Genomic DNA, 18,193 nt, shown 5'->3' with positions numbered 1-18,193 from the left:
GCCGAGCCGGAGACGCCGAAGCCACGCTGCGCGAAGCGGGCACCGACGTGCGGGTGCACTCGGCGCCCGATCCGCGGGAGGCTCGACCGGGTGACAGACTGTCGCCATGGACGAACGCGTAATCGGCAGGTCGGGGCAGTGGGCATCGGTCGTCGGACTCGGCACGTGGCAGCTGGGCGCCGACTGGGGCGACGTGGACGCCAAGGAGGCGGAAGCGGTCCTGGAGGCGGCGGCCGAGTCCGGGGTCACCTTCTTCGACACCGCCGACGTCTACGGCGACGGCCGCAGCGAGGAGACCATCGCCACCTTCCTGCGCACCCGCCCCGACCTGCACGTCCTGGTCGCCACCAAGATGGGCCGCCGGGTCGAGCAGATCCCGGAGAACTACGTCCTGGACAACTTCCGCGCCTGGAACGACCGCTCCCGCCGCAACCTCGGCGTCGACCGCATCGACCTGGTGCAGCTGCACTGCCCGCCGACGCCCGTCTACTCCTCCGACGCGGTGTTCGACGCCCTCGACACCCTGGTGGACGAGGAGCGCGTCGCGGCCTACGGCGTCAGCGTGGAGACCTGCGCCGAGGCGCTCACCGCGATCGCCCGGCCGCATGTGGCCAGCGTGCAGATCATCCTCAACCCGTTCCGCATGAAGCCCCTGTACGAGGTGCTCCCCGCGGCCCGGGAGGCGGGCGTCGGCATCATCGCGCGCGTTCCCCTCGCCTCCGGCCTGCTGTCCGGCAAGTACACCAAGGACACCGTCTTCGCGGCCAACGACCACCGCACCTACAACCGGCACGGCGAGGCCTTCGACCAGGGCGAGACGTTCTCCGGCGTCGACTACGCCACCGGCGTCGAGGCCGCCGCCGAGTTCGCCGCGCTCGCGCCCGAGGGCTGCACCCCGGCCCAGCTGGCCCTGCGCTGGATCATCGAGCAGCCCGGCGTCACCACCGTCATCCCCGGCGCCCGCAGCCCGGAACAGGCCCGCGCCAACGCGGCCGCCGCCAAGCTGCCCGCGCTGACCGAAGAGACCCGCACCGCCATCCGCGAGCTGTACCGGCGACGGATCCAGGACCAGGTCGAACACCGCTGGTAGGCACGGTGCGGGCTGTTTGAACAAACGCCCGGGCGGTTAGACGCACCGCATGACGCAGCAGGAGCGGCGCAGGGGGCGCAACGAGACCGAGGAGGAGCGGGCCGACCGGATGTGGGTCGAGCTGATCCAGGAGGTCAGGGTCGCCCAGACCGGCGTGCAGATCCTCTTCGGATTCCTGCTGACCGTCGTCTTCCAGCAGAAGTACGCGACTCTCGCCCACGTCGACCAGATCATCTACATCGTGACCGTCGTCCTGGGCGCCTGCGCGACCGGCGCCCTCATCGGTCCGGTCTCCCTGCACCGCCTCGTCTCCGGCCGCCGGGTCAAGCCGCAGGCGGTGCGACTGGCCTCCCGGATGACGTTCGTCGGCCTGCTCCTGCTGCTCGTCACGATGGCCTCGTCGCTGCTGCTGATCCTCCGGGTGGCCACCGACGACGGCTATGTGCCCTGGCTCGTCGCGGCCGTCGTCCTGTGGTACCTGGTGTGCTGGTACGGCCTGCCGCTGTGGGCGCGCCGCAAGCACACCAGCCGGTCGGACGGCGGGGCCGGGCCGCAGGCCCCGCGCCCCCCGGTCAGCCCGCGCTGAGGATCTCCGCCAGCATCTCGTCGACCGGCACCTCCTCCTGCCCGGGAGCCACCACCTCGTGGGCCTCGCGCAGGAACGCGGCCACCGCCGGCGCCCACGCGTACACCACCGCGCGGTGCCGGCTGCCGTCGGCCCGGAAGTCCCCGAGGAACTCCAGGCGCAGCTCCCGCCACATCCCGGTGGCGTGCGGGGACATCCGTACGTCGCCCACCCCGACCGGCCTGGTCAGCCCCTCGACGAGCATCTCCCGGTCCAGCCGCCACCGCGCCAGCACATGGCCGTCGTGCCCGAACACGGCGGTGACCGCGAACGGGTCTTCCGCGTCGTAGCTCAGATGGGCGAGCACCGGGCACCGGGCGGTGCCGTCCGCCTGGAGCTGCACCACCAGGGTCTTGTGCACGAAGGGGTTCACGCGAGGGCCTCCGAGAACGAACGGACGTAGGGCCCTCTAGTACCCCGGTCACGCCCAAGATGCTCACCCAAGCGGCTGATTCACCTGTCGTTCACTCAGCCGAACGCGTCCCGCAGGGCGGGCAGCAGCGTCTTCGCCGACCAGTCCAGGAACTCCGGCTGCGAGTCGCCGCCGATCTGGACCAGGGCGACCTCGTCGAACCCGGCCTCGGCGTAGGGCCGTACGGCCTCCACGAAGGCGTCCGGGTCGTCGCCGCACGGGATCGAGGAGGCGACGTCGTCGGCGGTCACGAACTGGGTCGCGGCCTCGAAGGAGTCCGGGTGCGGCAGCTCGGCGTTGACCTTCCAGCCCAGGCCGAACCAGCGGAACTGGGCGTGGGCCCGCTTGACCGCCGTGTCCCGGTCGGGGTCGTAGCACACCGGCAGCTGGCCCACCCGGGGCTTGCCGGTGCCGCCGTGCCGGTCGAACGCCTCCAGCAGGCCCTTCTTCGGCTCGGTGGCGATGACCAGGTCGGCGAGGTGCCCGGCGAGCCGGCAGGACTGCTCGCCGGAGACGGCGATGCCGATCGGCGGGGCCTGCTCGGGCAGGTCCCACAGCCGGGCGGAGTCCACGTCGTAGTGGGTGCCGTGGTGGGTGACGTGGCCGCCGTCGAACAGGGCGCGGATGATCTCCACCGCTTCCTCGAGCATCTCGTGCCGGACGTCCACCGGGGGCCAGCCGCCGCCCACCACATGCTCGTTGAGGTTCTCGCCGGCGCCCAGCCCGAGCCGGAACCTGCCCTCGGACAGCAGCTGCACGGTGGCCGCCTTCTGCGCCACCACCGCCGGGTGGTAGCGGACCAGGGGGCAGGTCACGTACGTCATCAGCGGGATCCGCGAGGTGGCCTGCGCGGCGGCGCCCAGCACGCTCCAGGCGTACGGGGCGTGGCCCTGGGCCCGAAGCCACGGAAAATAGTGGTCCGAGGTCACCGAGAAGTCGAAGCCGGCCTCCTCGGCGCGCACCACGTGGTCCACCAGGTCACGGGGACCGGCCTGCTCGGTCATCATCGTGTATCCGATTTGCACCATGGGGGCCGAGTCCCCGGGCTGCCGGACGGAAAACGGGTCCGGGTGCCCGCTCAGCCCTTCGGCGCACGGAACGTCTGCAGGAAGGTCCGCTGGGCCAGCCGCGCTGCGGGGTCGTCCCAGGCGTCGGCCGGCGTGGCGAAGCGCAGCGAGAAGCTGTGGCCGCCGCCGATCAGGAAGCCGCGTCCGAAGGTGTGCACCCGGGCGTCGCCGGTGCCGGACAGCCACTCCAGGTCGGCTGCCGCGTACCCCTGGTAGGTGGTGGCCCGGATGCTGCCGATCCGGTGGTAGCCGGACAGCTGTTCCAGCTCCGGTTCGACGTCGTCGCGCCACACGACGACCGGGTCGGGGCCGGCGTGGGAGCTGTAGGTGACGGCGAGGGTGGGAGAGTCGCCGTCGGTGCCGAAGGTGACGCGGTAGGCGAGGTCCTTGACGCGGGTGGTCGTCAGCCGTCGCCAGCCGTCCGGCAGGGCCACGGAGAACCCCTCCGGCGCGGTGTACCGGTGGTACCCGGCCGGCAGCGCGGCGGCGGAGGCACTGGCGCCGGCGTGCGCGCCGGGGCTCGGGCTGCCGGGCGGGGCGGCCGGGCTGGTGGCGGCGGTCGGCCGGGAGCCGGGCGTGCGGGTGTCGGTGCGGTCGGCGGGCGGGGCGGTCGTGGCGGCGGGCCGGGACGGTGCGGACGAGGCCGAGGTGCCGGGCAGCTGGTGGGTGGCGGCCAGGACGGCGGCCGCGATGCCGGCGACGGCCAGCGCGGCCCCGGCGGTCAGGACGAGCCTGCCGCGCCCGCCCGGACCGGTGCCCCGCACGGTGGCGCAGGCGCCACGCACCCGGGGCTCGGGTACCGGGGAGCGGTCGGCGTCGGTGTCCTCGTCGAGGACCCTCGTCAGGGAATCGCGCACCACCGCACGGGTCAGCCGCTCCCGGGAGTTCTTGCGCAGCAGCCCCTGGACGGCCTGGGTGAGCGGGCCGGTGCGCAGCGGGGTGCGCAGGGGCAGCCGGTCCACGGCCTTCAGGGTGGCGTCCGGGCGGCCCCGGTCGCGGAACGGCGGGCGTCCCTCGACCATCGTGTAGAGGATGGCGCCGAGGGCCCACAGGTCGGCGGCCGGTCCGACGCGCTCGTCGCGGGCCTGCTCCGGCGAGGCGTACGACGGCGCCGTGAGCCTCGGTGCCAGGGTGGTGCCCGCCAGCCCGAACCCGGCCACCAGGACCGGGCCGCCGTCCCGCACGAAGATCTGGCCGGGGCTCAGCTCGCCGTGGGTGATGCCCTCGTCGTGGGCGGCCTGGAGCACGTCGAGGACGTCCAGGCCGAGCCGCGCCGCCCGGACGGGGTGGAAGGGGCCCTCCCGGTCGAGGAGTTCGGCGAGGGTGGTGCCCTCGATCCGGTCGGTGACCGTCCACAGCGTGCCCGCCTCCACGACGGCGTCGACGACGGTGGCGACCCGGCCGGGGCACAGCAGCCGCATGATCTCGGAGTTGCGCATCACCCGGGCCGTGGCGCGGCGCACGGTGTCGGCGTCGGTCTGCTCCGGCAGGGCGGTCTGCGCCACCATGCGGGGCTGGTGGGCGGTCACGTCCTCGGCGTGCCACCACAGCCGGTTCGTCTCGCGGGCGAACACCTCCAGGAGCCGGTACCGGCCGGCGACCAACTCGTGTGCGGAGACGTGCGCCTCGACCATGGTCATCCCTCGCTGAAACCCCTGCCTCGAACTTTCCCTGAGAGGTACGCGGCGCACGCGGGGGTGTGTTCAAAGAACTGCGGCTCCGATGCCGTTCCTGCCTTTTATTCAAATCGCCGAAAGGGCTTTCGAGTTTGCGAAGGCAGTGTGGGTCCGGGCGTCGACCTGCGGGTAACCGACGGTAAACGCCCGGGTGTCACGCGGGGTTCACAGCAGCCCGAAGCGGTCCGCCCAGCCGAGGACGTCCCCGGGAGTCGCATTGCCGCCGCACACCACGAGCCCCAGCCGGGCGCCGTCGCCGACCCGCGCCCGCACCTGCCGGGCGGCCGGCAGCAGACAGCCGGCGGCCGGCTCGGTCCACACCTTGGCGTGCTCGGCGAGGTCCAGGCAGCCCCGCACGGCCTCCCGGTCCGGCACCACCAGGACCTCCTCCAGCAGCTCGGACACATGGTCGTACGTCAGCCGGGACACCGAGGGCGCGCTCAGCGTGGTGACGAGCGAGGAGACCGGCACCTGCAGCGGACCGCCCGCGCGCAGCGCGGCGGACATCGCCTCGGCGCCCTCCGTCTCCACGCCCCACACCCGCACTCCGGGACGCCGGGCGCGCAGCGCGGCCGCCACCCCGGCGATCAGACCTCCGCCGCCGATGCTGACGACGACGTCCGTCAGCTCGCCGGCGTCCTCGGCGAGCTCCAGGCCCACCGTGCCCTGGCCGGCGACGACCACCGGGTCGTCGAACGGGTGGACCAGCGTGAGGCCCTCGTCCCTCAGGCGCAGCACCAGCTCGAACGCGCTGTCCATGCCGTCGGTCAGCCGTACCGACGCCCCCGCCCGCTCGGCCAGCTCGATGGAGCGGGCCGGTGCCGTGCGCGGCATCACCACGGTCGCCTTCACGTCGAGGGCCGCCGCCATCACCGCGAGCGCGATCCCGTGGTTGCCGCCGCTGACCGCCACCACGCCGGCCGCCCGCTCGGCCTCGCTCAGCGACAGCAGTTTCGCCGTCGCCCCGCGCGCCTTGAACGAGCCGGTGCGCTGCAGCAGTTCGAGCTTGGCGGTGACCGGGACGCCGAGCAGTGCCGTCAGGCCGGGGCTGGGCACGGTCGGGGTCCGGACCACATGGGGGGCGATGTGCTGTGCGGCGGCTTCGATGTCCGAGATGCCGATCAAGGCCGTTCACCTTCCCGGCGCGGGACGGGAAGCCGCGCCTCTCGCACCCTGACCCGTGCGGCCGCCCCAGGTCAACACGGTTTCGGTGGTCCGGGGCGCGCGGGCCCGGCGATCGGCCGGAAAGGGAAGGGGCCCCGGCCCGGGGGCCGGGGCGTGGCCTGCCGAGGGCTCAGTGCTGCTGTGCCTTCTGCGGCGTCGCCTCGCTCGGCCGGACCACCACGAAGCCCTCGCCCTGCAGCATGAGCTGGACCGCCTCGCCGCTGCCGCCCCGCAGCATCGAGCCGATGGACTGCGAGCGGTGCAGCGAGGTCTGCAGATGCGCCGTCCAGCCGACGACGGCGTCCGTGTCCACGTACACCGGCGACTGCGCCGAGACGGGGATCACCAGCGGGTTGCCCTCGCAGACCAGGCCGAGCCGGCCCTGTCCGCTGAACACGCTGTTGAACAGGCCGCCCCCGGCGATGCCGGAGCCCTTCACCGTCCTGATCTCGTACGACAGCGACGCGTCGAAGCACAGCACGTTGCGGCCGTTGACGGTGAACTGGTCACCGGGCTCCACCTCGACGATGAAACAGTTCTGCGCCTCGTGCGCGAACCACACCTCGCCCTGCCCGCGCACCGCCATCAGCGGCAGCCCCTCGCCGGTGACCGCACGCTTGAGCATGCCGCCCACGCCCTGGCCCTTGCGCTCGAACTGGAGGCCGCCGCGGTGGGCGATCATGGCGCCCTGGCGGGCGTACATCTCGCCGTTCACCGCGTACTTGATGCACTTGGCGTTCTCGACGGACATGCCCGGCTCGACGGCCGGGCGCACGACGTGCTCACTGGTAAAGAGGTCACCCTTCATGCGGGGCATCGTGTCCCGGACGGAGTGGTTCCGCCAAGATCACGGCCTTCGCCTCCTTGCCGCAGAACGCCGACTCCAGCACCCCGGCCAGTGTGCCCAGCACCTTCCCGTTGTTGGACGTGGTGGCCATGGCCGTGACGCTCCGCCTGCCGTCCGGCGCGGCGAACGCGTAGGTGTAGTACCCCTGCACCGCGCCCGTGTGGCCGTACACCGACACCCCGCAGGACAGGTCCCGCCGGCGCAGCCCGAGCCCGTAGGCGGTGGTGTCGTCGACCCGGGTGAAGCGCTCCATCTCCGCGAGGCGGGCCGGCGAGAGCAGTCTGCCGCCGAGCAGCGCCGAGTAGAAGGTGTCGAGGTCCTTGGCGCTGGAGATGACGGCGCCCGCGCTCTGCGCCCAGGACACCGTCTGCTCCGTCGCGTCCACCAGCCCGGCGCCGGGCCGGTCCGGGGTGAGGTAGCCGCGGGCGTACCGGCCGGGGATCCGGGTGTCGGGGTGGACGTAGAAGGTGTCGCGCAGGCCCAGCGGCCGGAAGACGCGGTTCTCGTACTCGGTCCTCACCGGGTGCCCGGTGAGCTTCTCGATGAGCAGGCCCGCGACGACGAAGTTGGTGTTGGAGTAGGAGTAGGCGGCGCCGGGTTCGTGGGTGAGCGGCTTGCGCAGGGAGAGGGCGACGAGTTCGCGGTAGGTGAAGACCCTGTCGCGCACCGCCTCGAAGCCCGGGACGCTGTCGGCGAACAGGTCGTCGGTGTAGTCGTACAGCCCGCTGCGGTGGCTCAGCAGGTGCCGGACGGTGATGCGGTCGTCCGGCAGCAGGCCGGGCAGATAGCGGTTGACCGGCGCGTCGAGGTCCACCTTGTGCTCGTCGGCGAGCTGCAGCAGGACCACCGCCGAGAAGGACTTGGTGACGCTGCCGATGCGGAACCGGTCGTCGGCGCCGATGGCCTGCCGGGTGGCGCGGTCGGCGACGCCTCGAGTGACCTCGTAGGTCCGGCCGTTGTCGTCGACCCGGGCCAGTGCCCCGGGCGCTCCCTCGGCCACCACGGAGCGCAGCACACCGTCCAGGCCCTGGAGGTCGGGCGGCTCGGGGGCCGCGGTCGCGGCCCGCGCCGGAAGTGCGCACAGCGACAGCACGACCGCCGCGAGGACCGCACCCCTGCCCACCGTTGCTGCGCCCATCCGGCACCCACTCCCATCCGCACGGTTCGTGATGCGACGTCGGTCACATTCAGGCCTGGGAACCTAGGCGATGCGGACGGCGTCTCCACAGCCGACACACAGTTGGTCATCTCGCGATCACTCTCTGGCGCCCATTTGCAAAGGATTGCCATAGAACAACGCGAAATGGATCATTCCGGCTTTACGTGCGCATGACTGATCCGGAAGGGTTGCCCCCCGGGGCCCGACCAGCCCTCGTGGCGCTCAACAACGCCATGCCTCAGGGCGGTTGGTGACTTCAGCCGCCTTTGAACGAAGGAACCCTGATCAGATTGCGTAGACCGCACATACGCACCGTGGCGGTCGCCGTCGCGGTGGCGACGGCTGCCACAGGCCTGGCCGGTACGGCCTTCGCGGGTCCCTCCACGGGGGTGGAGCGCACCGCCGCTTCCGCCGCCCCGAACGCCACCGCGGTGGTGGAGGCGGCGCGCACCGCGGCCTTCGCCCACGCGACGGCGACGGGTGTCTCGCAGGGCGACGAACTCCACGCCCAGGACGTGATGATCGACCCCGAGGGTGCCCGCCATGTCCGGTTCGTCCGGACGCACGGCGGCATGCCGGTGCTCGGCGGCGACCTCGTCGTCCACCTCGGCCGACAGCTGTCCTACACGGGGGTCACCCGCGCGGCCCAGCACACCGTCAAGCCGGCCACCACCCGGGCGAAGCTGACGCCGGCCCAGGCCGCCGCCAAGGCCGCCCGGGCCGCCAAGGGCGACGCGGGCAGCGCCGAACTGGTGGTGGACGCCCGCGGCGGCGCCTCGGCGCTCGCCTATCAGGTGACGGTCACCGACACGGCCGGCTCGCACACCGTCGTCGTCGACGCCGTCACCGGCAAGGTGCGCAGCAACACGCCGGACGCCGACGAGTTCCTGTCGCCGAAGCTGCTCGACACCCTGCGCGAGCGCGGCGAGACGGTCGACCCGTCCACCGGCGCCGGCTCCGCCGGGAGCACCGGCCTGCTCGGCTCGGGCCTGTCCGGCGCCACGCACTACCCGGCGACCGCGCACGGCACCGGCAAGACCCTCTTCGTGGGCAAGGTCGGCCTGACCACCACGGCGACGTCGCGGGGCCACTACCAGCTCAAGGACCCGAGCCGGTACGGCACCGAGGTCCGGGACGCCAAGGGCAAGTACACGGAGAGCTTCGGCGCGGGCACGAAGTTCACCAACACCACCAACGTGTGGGGCAACGGCAAGACCACCAGCCGGTCCAGCGCCGCCGCCGACGCCCAGTACGGCATCACCAAGACCCTGGACTTCTACAAGAAGACCTTCAACCGCAAGGGCATCGCCAACAACTCCAAGGCGGCCCGCGGCATGGTGCACTGGGGCAAGAAGGTCGCCAACGCCTTCTGGGACCCGACCTGCAACTGCATGCTGTACGGCGACGGCGACGGCGACATGTTCAAGAAGCCGCTCGTCGTCCTCGACGTCACCGGTCACGAGCTGACCCACGGCGTCGTCGAGGCGACCGCCAACCTGCAGCCGACGTACGTCGACTCCGACGGCAACCAGTACGGCGAGCCCGGCGCGCTGAACGAGTCCCTCGCGGACATCTTCGGCTCGAACGTGGAGTTCTACGCCAAGAACGCCAAGGACACCCCGGACTACCTGATCGGCGAGAAGCTGGGCCTGGACCAGAAGTTCCTGCGGCGTCTGGACCACCCGTCGCTCGACAAGCTCGAGGGCACCATCGACTACTGGGCGCCGGACACGGACTTCACCGAGGTGCACGCCGGCTCCGGTGTCTCCTCGCACGCCTACTACCTCCTCGCGGAGGGCAGCGGCAAGAAGAAGATCGGCACCGTCACCTACGACTCGCCGACGTACGACGGCTCCACGGTCAAGGGCATCGGCCGCACCAAGGCCACGGCCATCTTCTACCGTGCGCTGACCCGCTACATGGTCTCCACCACCAGCTTCCACGACGCGCGCGTCGCGACGCTGAAGGCGGCCAAGGACCTGTACGGCGCGACCAGCACCGAGTACAAGACGGTGGACAAGGCGTGGGCCGCGGTCAACGTCACCGCCGCCAACACCCCGGCCGCCGGTCACTGACCGCACGCCGAGCAGTACCGGCACCACCGGATGCCCCGCCCCGCGCGGGGCATCCGCATGTCCGGCTCCGGCCGCCCCGGGCCGCCGAGGTGCGGACCCGCCGCGACGGCGGGACGATGACCTCCGTGGGACACACAGGCACGTGCCGGGCGGGGGGTCCGGGGCCCGGCGCCTCCGGCGTGGCGGGGGAGTCCGTCCGGTGACCGGCCGGTTCGGGCGCCTTCGGCGGGTCGCCGTCGTCCTGCTGGTGGCCGCGGCCTGTCAGTCCGCGCCCGCCCGGGCCGCCGGGCCGCCGGGCGGGGCCACCGAGCGGGACTCCGGCGTCGTCACCTGGGCGGCGAGCGCCGACCTCCTGGGCGAGGGCGGCGCCGGCCGCGGATACCGGCTCGTCGTGCACACCAGCGTCGGCGGCAGCGCGCTGCGCGTCCGCCTCTCCAACGCCTTCGGCGACCGCCCGCTGACCCTGGACGGCGTCTACGCGGGCCTGCGGCTCCGGGGCGCGGCCCTCACCCCCGGCAGCAACCGCCGGCTGACCTTCGCGGGAGCCCCCCGGGTGACCGTGCCGGCCGGCGCGGTGGCCTGGAGCGATCCGCTGCCGGGCAGGGTCCCGGCCGCCGCCGACCTGGTCGTCAGCCTGCACACCCCGGGCGCGGCGGGCCCGGCCACCGGCCACGGCCTGGCCATGCAGACGTCGTACCTCACGCAGGGCGACCACGGTGCCGAGGAGAGCGCGGCCAACTGGACGGCGACGACCGGCTCCTGGTGGTACCTCGACGCCGTCTCCGTACGCCCGGCGAGCCCCGCCACCGGCGCCGTCGTGGCGCTCGGCGACTCCATCACCGACGGCTGGCAGTCCACCGCCGATCTCAACCGGCGCTGGCCCGATTACCTGGCCCGCCGCCTGAGCACGGCCCCCACCGCCGTCAAGGGCGTGGCCGACGAGGGCATCTCCGGCAACCGGGTCCTCGCGGACGGCGCCGGGCCGAGCGCCCTGCACCGGCTCGACCGGGACGTGCTCTCCCTGCCCGGCGTCCGGACCGTGATCCTCTTCGAGGGCGTGAACGACCTCAGGGCCCACACCGGCGTCACCGCACCCGACCTGATCGCCGGCTACCGCCGGATCGCCGAGCGGGTCCACGCGGCCGGCAAGTGCCTGGCGGTCGCCACCCTCGGACCGTTCCGGGACGGCCTCGGATGGGACCCCGCCACCGAGGCCGTGCGCCGCGAGGTGAACCGGTACCTGCGCGGCAGCGGGGCGTTCGACGCGGTCCTCGACTTCGACCGCGTCCTGCGCGGCCCGCACGACTCCGGGCGGCTGCTGCCCCTCCTCGACGGCGGCGACCACCTCCACCCGGGCGACCGGGGCATGCGGGCGCTGGCCGGCGCGGTGGATCTCGCCGGCCTCGACTGCGCCCGCTGACTCCCGCTCAGCGCAGCGTCTCTGCCCAGTTCGCCGGTACCCGGCCCGCCGGACCCGGTGCCGGCTGCTCGGCGGGATGGCCGGCCGGCGGCGCCAGTTCGGGGCCGGAGGCGTACAGCTCCTCCGTGTCGTAGTTCCAGAACCAGTCCTCGCCCGGCTCGAAACTGCGGATCACCGGGTGCCCGGTGGCCCGGTAGTGGGCGGTGGCGTGTTTGGCGGGGGAGTCGTCGCAGCAGCCGATGTGGCCGCAGGCCGCACACCGGCGCAGGTGGAACCACCAACCGCCGGCCTCCTCGCACTCCACGCATCCGGTGCCGCTCGGCGGCACACTCGGGTCGATCGCGGCCTCGTCGCTCATCCTGCCTCCTCGGGGTCTGCCAGGGCGGACGCCTCCTCGGGCGCCTCGGCGGTCAGCGGCAGCAGTACCTGGAACCGGGTGTCGCCGGGCACCGACTCGACCCGGAGCGTGCCGTGGTGCTTGTTGACGACGATCCGCCAGGAGATGTCCAGGCCGAGCCCGGTGCCCTCGCCGACCGGCTTGGTGGTGAAGAACGGGTCGAAGATCCGGCCGCGGATCTCCGGCGGCACCCCGGGCCCGGTGTCCCGGAACTCGACCAGCAGCCGCTCGTGGTCCGGCGCGGTCCGCACGGTCAACGTGCCCTCCCCGCCCGCGCCGTTGATGGCCGACACCGCGTTGTCGACGAGGTTGGTCCACACCTGGTTCAGCTCCGCCGGGTAGGCCGGGATCTGCGGGAGCGAACGGTCGTACTCCTTGACCACCCGGATGCGCGGGCCGATCTTGCCGGACAGCATCAGCAGCGTGCTGTCGAGGAGTTCGTGCACGTCGACCACCCGGTAGGGCGCCCGGTCGAGCTGCGAGTACTGCTTGGCCGCGTCGACGAGGTGCGAGATCCGGGTGGTGGAGTCCTCGATCTCGTTCATCAGCAGCTCGGTCTCGATGGTGTAGTTGAGCCAGCCCACCGCCCCGGGCAGGATCTCCTCGCCGACGGCCGCCGCGACCTGCTCCAGCCAGTCCACGTCCAGCCCGGCCTGCACGAAGGTGGGCGCGAGCTGCCAGCCCTGGTCGATGCCGTGGTCCTCCAGCCAGTCGCTGAGCGCGTCCTCCCGGTCGGAGGCCTCCAGCGGGCTGAGCGCCGGCGCCTTGGCGACCCGCTCGGCGGTGCGCTCCTGTATCTCGATCAGGCTCGCCAGTGCGTCCCGGGAGAACGGGCCCTCGGCGATCACGGCGAGCTTGTGCCGCATCTTCGCGACCCGCTCGCGCAGGCTCGAGGTGGCCCGAACGGCCGCCGCCGCAGGGTTGTTCAGCTCGTGCGTGAGCCCCGCCGACAGCGAACCGAGCGCCAGCAGCCGCTCCCGCTGGCCGATCATGGCCTGGGTGTTCTTCGACCCGAAGAACAGCCCCTCCAGCAGGTGGACGGCCATCGGGAACCACTCGCTCATGATCTCGGCGAAGGTGTCCGCCGGCAGCACGAAGAACCGCGTCGGCTCCGTCACCCGCATCGAGTTGTTGTAGACCTGACGCACCCGGTCCCCGAGGTACGCCTGCATGGCGCCCGCGTACACACCGCGCTGCGAGGTCCGGGACACCTCCACGTCGTCACCGCCGACGCGCCGCGAGAGCACCACCGTGCCCTCGACCATCACGTAGAAGCAGGTGGCCGGCTCACCCTCGGTGTAGACCGGGCCCGGCTGGAACAGCTCCACCCGGCCCGCGCTGCACAGCCGCCCGAGCTGCTCGGGCGCCAGCTTCTCGAAGAGGAACAGGGAGCCGATCTCCCGCGGGCTGCACGGCACGACCTGCCCGCTCACGACTGCTCCAGATACCGGTGGACGAGCATGACGGCCATGGCTCCCTCTCCGACGGCGGACGCGACACGCTTGGCGGACTCGGCGCGCGCGTCGCCCGCGACGAACACACCGGGAATGCTGGTCTCCAGGTGGTACGGCGGCCGCTCCAGCTCCCAGCCCTCCGGCGGCCGGCCGTCGGCGGTCAGATCGGGCCCCGCCAGGATGAAGCCGCGCCCGTCGCGCAGCACCGTCTCGCCCAGCCAGTCGGTCAGCGGCGCGGCGCCGATGAACACGAACATCCACTGGGCGTCGACCCGTTCGGCCTCCCCGCTCGCCACATCACGCAGCGTCAGCTGCTCCAGGCGGCCGGAGCCGTGCGCCGCGTCCACCACCGTGCGGCTGCGCACCGAGATGTTCGGCGCCTCCTCGATCTGCTGGATCAGGTAGTACGACATCGACGCCGACAGGTCCGGCCCGCGCACCAGCAGTGTCACCGACTTGGCGAACCGGGACAGATACATCGCCGCCTGGCCCGCCGAGTTGGCGCCGCCCACGATGTACACGTCCTGCCCCTGGCAGGCGGCGGCCTCGGTGAGCGCCGAGCCGTAGAACACCCCGCATCCGGTCAGGTCGGTGCAGCCGGCGGCCTCCAGCTGCCGGTACTGCACGCCCGTCGCCAGGATGACGCTGTGCGCGGCGATCGCCGAGCCGTCCGCGAACCGTACGACGCGCGCCGCGCCGTTGACCTCCAGCCCCGTCACCTCGCGCGCGGTCAGGATCTCGGCGCCGAACTTGGCCGCCTGCCGCCGCGCCCGGTCGGTGAGCTGGGCGCCGGACACGCCGTCGGGGAAGCCGAGGTAGTTCTCGATCCGGGAGCTCTGCCCGGCCTGTCCGCCGGTCGCCGACCGCTCCACCAGCACGGTCCTCAAACCCTCCGAGGCCCCGTACACGGCGGCACCGAGCCCGGCCGGGCCGCCGCCGATCACCACGAGGTCGTAGAAGTCGGCCGCCGGTGTCGTCGCCAGCCCCACCCGGGCGGCCAGCTCCGGCGCCTCGGGCTCGACGAGGACCGCACCGTCCGGGGCGACCACCACCGGCAGCCGCTGCCCGTCCTGACCGGCCGCGGCCAGCAGCCGCCGCCCCTCCGGCTCCTCCACGGAGTACCAGCGGTAGGGCACCTGGTTGCGGGCCAGGAACTCGCGCACGTCCGAGGAGCGCGCCGACCACCGGTGCCCCACCACCTTGGTGCTGGGCACCGGCTTGTAGGCGCTGTTGCGCCAGGCCTGCAGCAGATCGTCCAGCACCGGGTAGAGCTTCTCCTCCGGCGGGTCCCAGGGCTTGAGCAGATAGTGGTCCAGGTCGACCACGTTGATCGCGTCGATCGCCGCGTTGGTGTCGGCGTACGCGGTCAGCAGCACCCGACGCGCGCCCGGATACACGTCCAGGGCCTGTTCCAGGAACTCGATGCCGTTCATCTGCGGCATCCGGTAGTCGGCCAGGATCACGGCCACCAAATCGCCGCGCAGCTTCAGCTCCCGCAGCGCCTCCAGCGCCGACTCGCCCGACTCGGCGCGCACGATCCGGTACGACTCGCCGTAGCGCCTGCGCAGATCACGGGCGACGGCGCGGGAGACCCCCGGGTCGTCGTCCACGGTCAGGATGACGGTCCGCGCTGCGTCGGCGGCCTGTGCCATACGACTCCCACCCCGAGGTCGGCTGCACGGCACGGCGGCGCTGGGCCGGCCGCACCGGTTCAAGGGCCATCGTAGGGTCGATCGGCCCGGTCCGCTCCGGGAGCCGGTGATCGACCGCCCCCGCACGGGTACCGGAATCGGCGGCCGGCCGCACCGGATGCGCGAGACTGGCCCCGCGACGCGGACGACGAGGAGGCCCACGCGATGACACGCCCGATCACGGCTGGGGTGGACGGTACAGAGGAGAGCCTGGCCGCGCTGGACTGGGCGGCCCGGGAGGCCGTGCGCCGGAAGCTGCCCCTTCGCGTGGTGCACGCCTGGCGCTACGAGGAGTCGCTCGCCGTGGCCGACCGGGACACGCAGCACGGCTGGGTGTCCCAGGGCGTGGCCGACGCCGTCGCCGCCGTGCGCGGGCGCCATCCGGAGCTCGAGGTGGGTTCCGAGGTCGTCGAGGGCAGGGTGGTCGAGGCGCTGGCCCGCGTGGGTGCGGAGGCCGAGATGCTGGTGCTCGGCTCGCGCGGGCACGGGCCGGTCGTCGGCTTCCTGCTGGGCTCGGTCGGCCGGCAGGTGATCGCCGAGGCGACCCGGCCGGTGGTCCTGGTGCGCGCCGGGGACCAGCCGGTGGCCGAGGCGGCCGGCCGGGACGTCCTCGTGGGCCAGCACGGCGCCCCGGAGGACAGCGCGGCCGCGCTGCGGTTCGCCTTCGAGACGGCCGCCGCCCGCGGCGCCACCGTCCGCGCCGTGCGGGCCTGGACGCTGCCGCCGGTCTTCGCCTACAGCCCCGGCTCGCTGAGGCTCCTGGACGAGGCGGGCGGCCTCGAGCCCCACGAGAAGCAGGCCCTGGCCGAGGCGCTGGGTCCGTGGCGGGAGCGCTTCCCGCAGGTGCCCGTGGCCGAGCACGTGGAGATGGGCAGCGCCGGCCAGGTGCTGCTGTCACTGGCCGCCCGGGCCCAGTTGCTGGTCGTGGGCCGCCGGGCGCACCGCACGGCGGTCGGCGCCCGGATCGGCTCGGTCGCCCAGGGCGTCCTGCATCACGCGGAGTGCCCGGTGGCCGTCGTCCCGCACGCGTGAGCTACGCGGGGGTGGTCGGCTCCAGGGTCGTGCGGGCCTTGGGCAGGACGCGGGCGATGTAGTCCTCGACCGCGGTGTCCAGGCCGATGTCGTGCTCCGCCTGCTCGGACAGGTACCAGCGGTGTTCGAGGAGCTCGTGGTAGATCTCGGCCGGGTCCATGGAGCCGCGCAGCTCCGGCGGTACGGCCCGCACGGTCGGCCGGAACACGTCCCGCACCCAGCGGTGGGCGAGCACCTCGGGGCGGGCGGCGAGCGGGTCGCCCGGGGCGTAGTCGTCCTGAGTGGCCATCCAGCTCTCCAGGTCGTTCAGCAGCCGTCGGGCCTGGTTCTCCTCGGTGTCCAGCCCGGTCAGCCGCAGCAGCTGGCGCTGATGGTGGCCGGCGTCGACGACCTTCGGCACGAAGGTGACCGTGTCGCCGGCCGCCGAGTGCTCGATCTGCATCTCGGCCACGTCGAACCCGAGCTCGTTCAGGCGGCGTATCCGGCGCTCTATGTAGTGGGACTTGCCCGCCGGGTACACCGAGGTGCGGGTCAGTTCCTGCCACAGCCCGGCGTAACGGGTGCAGATCTCGTGCCCGAACTCGACCGGGTCGACGGACGGGTGCAGCGCGCCCGACGCCTCCAGGTCCAGCAGCTCGCCGCTGATGTTCACCCGGGCCAGGTCGAGGTCGTACTCCCGCTGCCCGGGGCTGAGCCGGGGGTGCAGGTCACCGGTCTCGGCGTCCACCAGGTACGCGGCGAAGGCGCCCGCGTCCCGCCGGAACAGCGTGTTGGACAGCGAGCAGTCGCCCCAGGCGAACCCGGCCAGGTGCAGCCGCACCAGGAGCACGGCGAGGGCGTCCATCAGCCGGTGCATGGTCGCCGGGCGCATGGTCGTCTCGAACATCGAGCGGTACGGCATCGAGCCGCGCAGATGCCGGGTGATCAGCACCGGCTCCAGCGGGGCACCGGCGCGGTCGGTGCGGCCGGTGACCACCGCGAGCGGATCGACGGCGGGGATGCCGATCCGGTCGAGGTCGCGCAGCAGCCCGTACTCGCGCAAGGCGGGCCGCTCGGCCAGCTCCTTGACGGCGATCACCTCGTCGCCGGCCCGCGCGTAGCGCACGACGTGCCGGGAGATGCCGCGGGGGAGCGGCACGAGGTACTCCTCGGGCCACTCCTCCAGGGGCACGTCCCAGGGCAGGGCGAGCAGGAGCGCGGGGTGCTCCGGGTTCGTGGCGCTGATCTGCAAAGCCATGGGAGGAACCTTAAGGCCCCGCCCGGCGGAGTCAGGAAGCGCGTTCTGCGGCCCGCTCGGCGGCGGCGCGCACGGAGCCCCGGTGGAGCGGGCCGTGGCCCGGCAGCAGGGTGTCGCCGTCGAGAGCCCCGATCAGCTCCAGCGAGGCCAGGGCCTGGGCGCGCTCGTGGTGGAAGAAGCCGTGGAGGAGCTGCGGTCCCTCGACCCGGGAGGTGGCGTGGCCGCTGACCAGGGCGTCGCCGGAGATCACGATGCCCGCCCCGGGCAGGTGGTAGACGCAGTGGCCGTCGGTGTGGCCGGGGGTGTGCACGGGCACCGGACGCCCGGGCAGGTCGAGCGGGCCCTGCACCGGGAACGGCTCGGGAGCCGTGACCGGGTTGTGCTCGGTACCGCCCACCTTGATCACATGCCTGGCCCAGGACAGCACGCCCGGCCGCCAGGCGTTGCGCACCACCTCGCCGAGGGTGACCTGCTGCAGGAACTCCCGCCGGGCGTGCGGGACTTCCCGCGGGTGCAGCTGGACGGGGATGCCGTGGGTGCTGCGCAGGTACTCGGCCGAGCCGATGTGGTCGTTGTGCGCGTGCGTGATCAGCACGGCGGTCACCGCCTCCGGTGAACTGCCCACTTCGGCCAGGGACTCCAGGAGGCCCTGCCGGTCACCGGGATATCCGGTGTCCACCAGGGTGACGGCGTCCCCGTCCTTGAGGATCACCCAGTTGGTGTGGTGGCCGTGCACCAGGTAGGTGCCGTCGGCGACTTGGTGTACCTCTGCCCGCATGATCTCCCCGAACCCCGAACCCGAACCGCTGCTGCCGGGGACAGCCAACCAGATCCCGGACCACGCCCC

General features: G+C 72.9%; 16 protein-coding genes. 5 read left to right on the top strand and 11 right to left on the bottom strand.

Translation table 11 applies throughout. The features are described 5' to 3' along the window. The first annotated feature begins 106 nt into the window (after window positions 1-106). Entirely contained in the window at window positions 107-1,090 is a 984-nt protein-coding gene (locus tag ACZ404_RS09860) for an aldo/keto reductase (protein WP_468437785.1), read from the top strand. 49 nt (window positions 1,091-1,139) lie between these two features. Further along, complete coding sequence (locus tag ACZ404_RS09855; protein WP_468437783.1) at window positions 1,140-1,676, top strand: DUF6328 family protein; 537 nt, start codon at window positions 1,140-1,142, stop codon at window positions 1,674-1,676. Here ACZ404_RS09855 and ACZ404_RS09850 read toward each other — a convergent pair. The 6 genes from ACZ404_RS09850 to ACZ404_RS09825 all read right to left on the bottom strand — a co-directional run bounded on the left by ACZ404_RS09850 (window position 1,663) and on the right by ACZ404_RS09825 (window position 8,019). Continuing rightward, on the bottom strand, window positions 1,663-2,088 hold the full coding sequence (locus ACZ404_RS09850) for an SsgA family sporulation/cell division regulator (RefSeq protein WP_468437781.1): 426 nt from the start codon (window positions 2,086-2,088) through the stop codon (window positions 1,663-1,665). The genes ACZ404_RS09855 and ACZ404_RS09850 overlap by 14 nt on opposite strands. A gap of 95 nt (window positions 2,089-2,183) precedes the next feature. Further along, complete coding sequence (locus tag ACZ404_RS09845; protein WP_468437779.1) at window positions 2,184-3,155, bottom strand: LLM class F420-dependent oxidoreductase; 972 nt, start codon at window positions 3,153-3,155, stop codon at window positions 2,184-2,186. A gap of 50 nt (window positions 3,156-3,205) precedes the next feature. After that, the gene (locus ACZ404_RS09840) at window positions 3,206-4,834 is read right to left on the bottom strand and encodes a serine/threonine protein kinase (RefSeq protein ID WP_468437777.1); all 1,629 of its coding nucleotides are present in this window, start codon (window positions 4,832-4,834) and stop codon (window positions 3,206-3,208) included. A gap of 201 nt (window positions 4,835-5,035) precedes the next feature. After that, window positions 5,036-5,995: a threonine/serine dehydratase gene (locus tag ACZ404_RS09835; protein ID WP_468437775.1), complete on the bottom strand. Its 960-nt coding sequence runs from the start codon at window positions 5,993-5,995 to the stop codon at window positions 5,036-5,038. 169 nt (window positions 5,996-6,164) lie between these two features. Then, the gene (locus ACZ404_RS09830) at window positions 6,165-6,842 is read right to left on the bottom strand and encodes an AIM24 family protein (protein WP_468437773.1); all 678 of its coding nucleotides are present in this window, start codon (window positions 6,840-6,842) and stop codon (window positions 6,165-6,167) included. Further along, window positions 6,832-8,019 (bottom strand): serine hydrolase domain-containing protein, encoded by a 1,188-nt coding sequence (locus tag ACZ404_RS09825; protein WP_468437771.1) that lies wholly within the window; start codon window positions 8,017-8,019, stop codon window positions 6,832-6,834. The genes ACZ404_RS09830 and ACZ404_RS09825 overlap by 11 nt, the downstream gene beginning before the upstream one ends. A gap of 311 nt (window positions 8,020-8,330) precedes the next feature. On the opposite strand from ACZ404_RS09825, the gene ACZ404_RS09820 reads away from it, so the two are divergent. After that, window positions 8,331-10,115, top strand: coding sequence for a M4 family metallopeptidase (locus ACZ404_RS09820; RefSeq protein WP_468437769.1), 1,785 nt, complete (start codon window positions 8,331-8,333; stop codon window positions 10,113-10,115). A 199-nt stretch (window positions 10,116-10,314) separates the two neighbouring features. Beyond that, window positions 10,315-11,535 carry an SGNH/GDSL hydrolase family protein gene (locus tag ACZ404_RS09815; protein ID WP_468437767.1) on the top strand — a complete coding sequence of 407 codons (1,221 nt, stop codon included), beginning with the start codon at window positions 10,315-10,317 and terminating at the stop codon, window positions 11,533-11,535. 7 nt (window positions 11,536-11,542) lie between these two features. Here the strand turns inward: ACZ404_RS09815 and ACZ404_RS09810 are convergent, their stop codons facing one another. Genes ACZ404_RS09810 through ACZ404_RS09800 form a run of 3 tightly spaced genes read right to left on the bottom strand, consistent with a single transcriptional unit; the run spans window position 11,543 to window position 15,038 of the window. Further along, the gene (locus ACZ404_RS09810) at window positions 11,543-11,893 is read right to left on the bottom strand and encodes a UBP-type zinc finger domain-containing protein (protein WP_468437765.1); all 351 of its coding nucleotides are present in this window, start codon (window positions 11,891-11,893) and stop codon (window positions 11,543-11,545) included. Then, complete coding sequence (locus ACZ404_RS09805) at window positions 11,890-13,365, bottom strand: ATP-binding protein (protein WP_468437763.1); 1,476 nt, start codon at window positions 13,363-13,365, stop codon at window positions 11,890-11,892. Before ACZ404_RS09805 ends, ACZ404_RS09810 begins: the two co-directional genes overlap by 4 nt. After that, window positions 13,362-15,038, bottom strand: a complete 1,677-nt coding sequence (locus ACZ404_RS09800) for an FAD-dependent oxidoreductase (protein WP_468437761.1) — start codon at window positions 15,036-15,038, stop codon at window positions 13,362-13,364. The genes ACZ404_RS09805 and ACZ404_RS09800 overlap by 4 nt, the downstream gene beginning before the upstream one ends. 204 nt (window positions 15,039-15,242) lie before the next feature. On the opposite strand from ACZ404_RS09800, the gene ACZ404_RS09795 reads away from it, so the two are divergent. Further along, window positions 15,243-16,109, top strand: a complete 867-nt coding sequence (locus ACZ404_RS09795) for a universal stress protein (RefSeq protein ID WP_468437759.1) — start codon at window positions 15,243-15,245, stop codon at window positions 16,107-16,109. Between the two features lies 1 nt (window position 16,110). Here the strand turns inward: ACZ404_RS09795 and ACZ404_RS09790 are convergent, their stop codons facing one another. Next, window positions 16,111-17,346, bottom strand: coding sequence for a DUF4032 domain-containing protein (locus tag ACZ404_RS09790; RefSeq protein ID WP_468437757.1), 1,236 nt, complete (start codon window positions 17,344-17,346; stop codon window positions 16,111-16,113). Window positions 17,347-17,377: 31 nt separating this feature from the next. Further along, window positions 17,378-18,124, bottom strand: coding sequence for an MBL fold metallo-hydrolase (locus ACZ404_RS09785; RefSeq protein ID WP_468437755.1), 747 nt, complete (start codon window positions 18,122-18,124; stop codon window positions 17,378-17,380). Between the last annotated feature and the right edge of the window lie 69 nt (window positions 18,125-18,193).

This window comes from Streptomyces sp. NPDC030798 (assembly GCF_055572275.1).
Note: the sequence above shows the minus strand (reverse complement) of the source record. Positions and strands in the feature narration are given on the sequence as shown.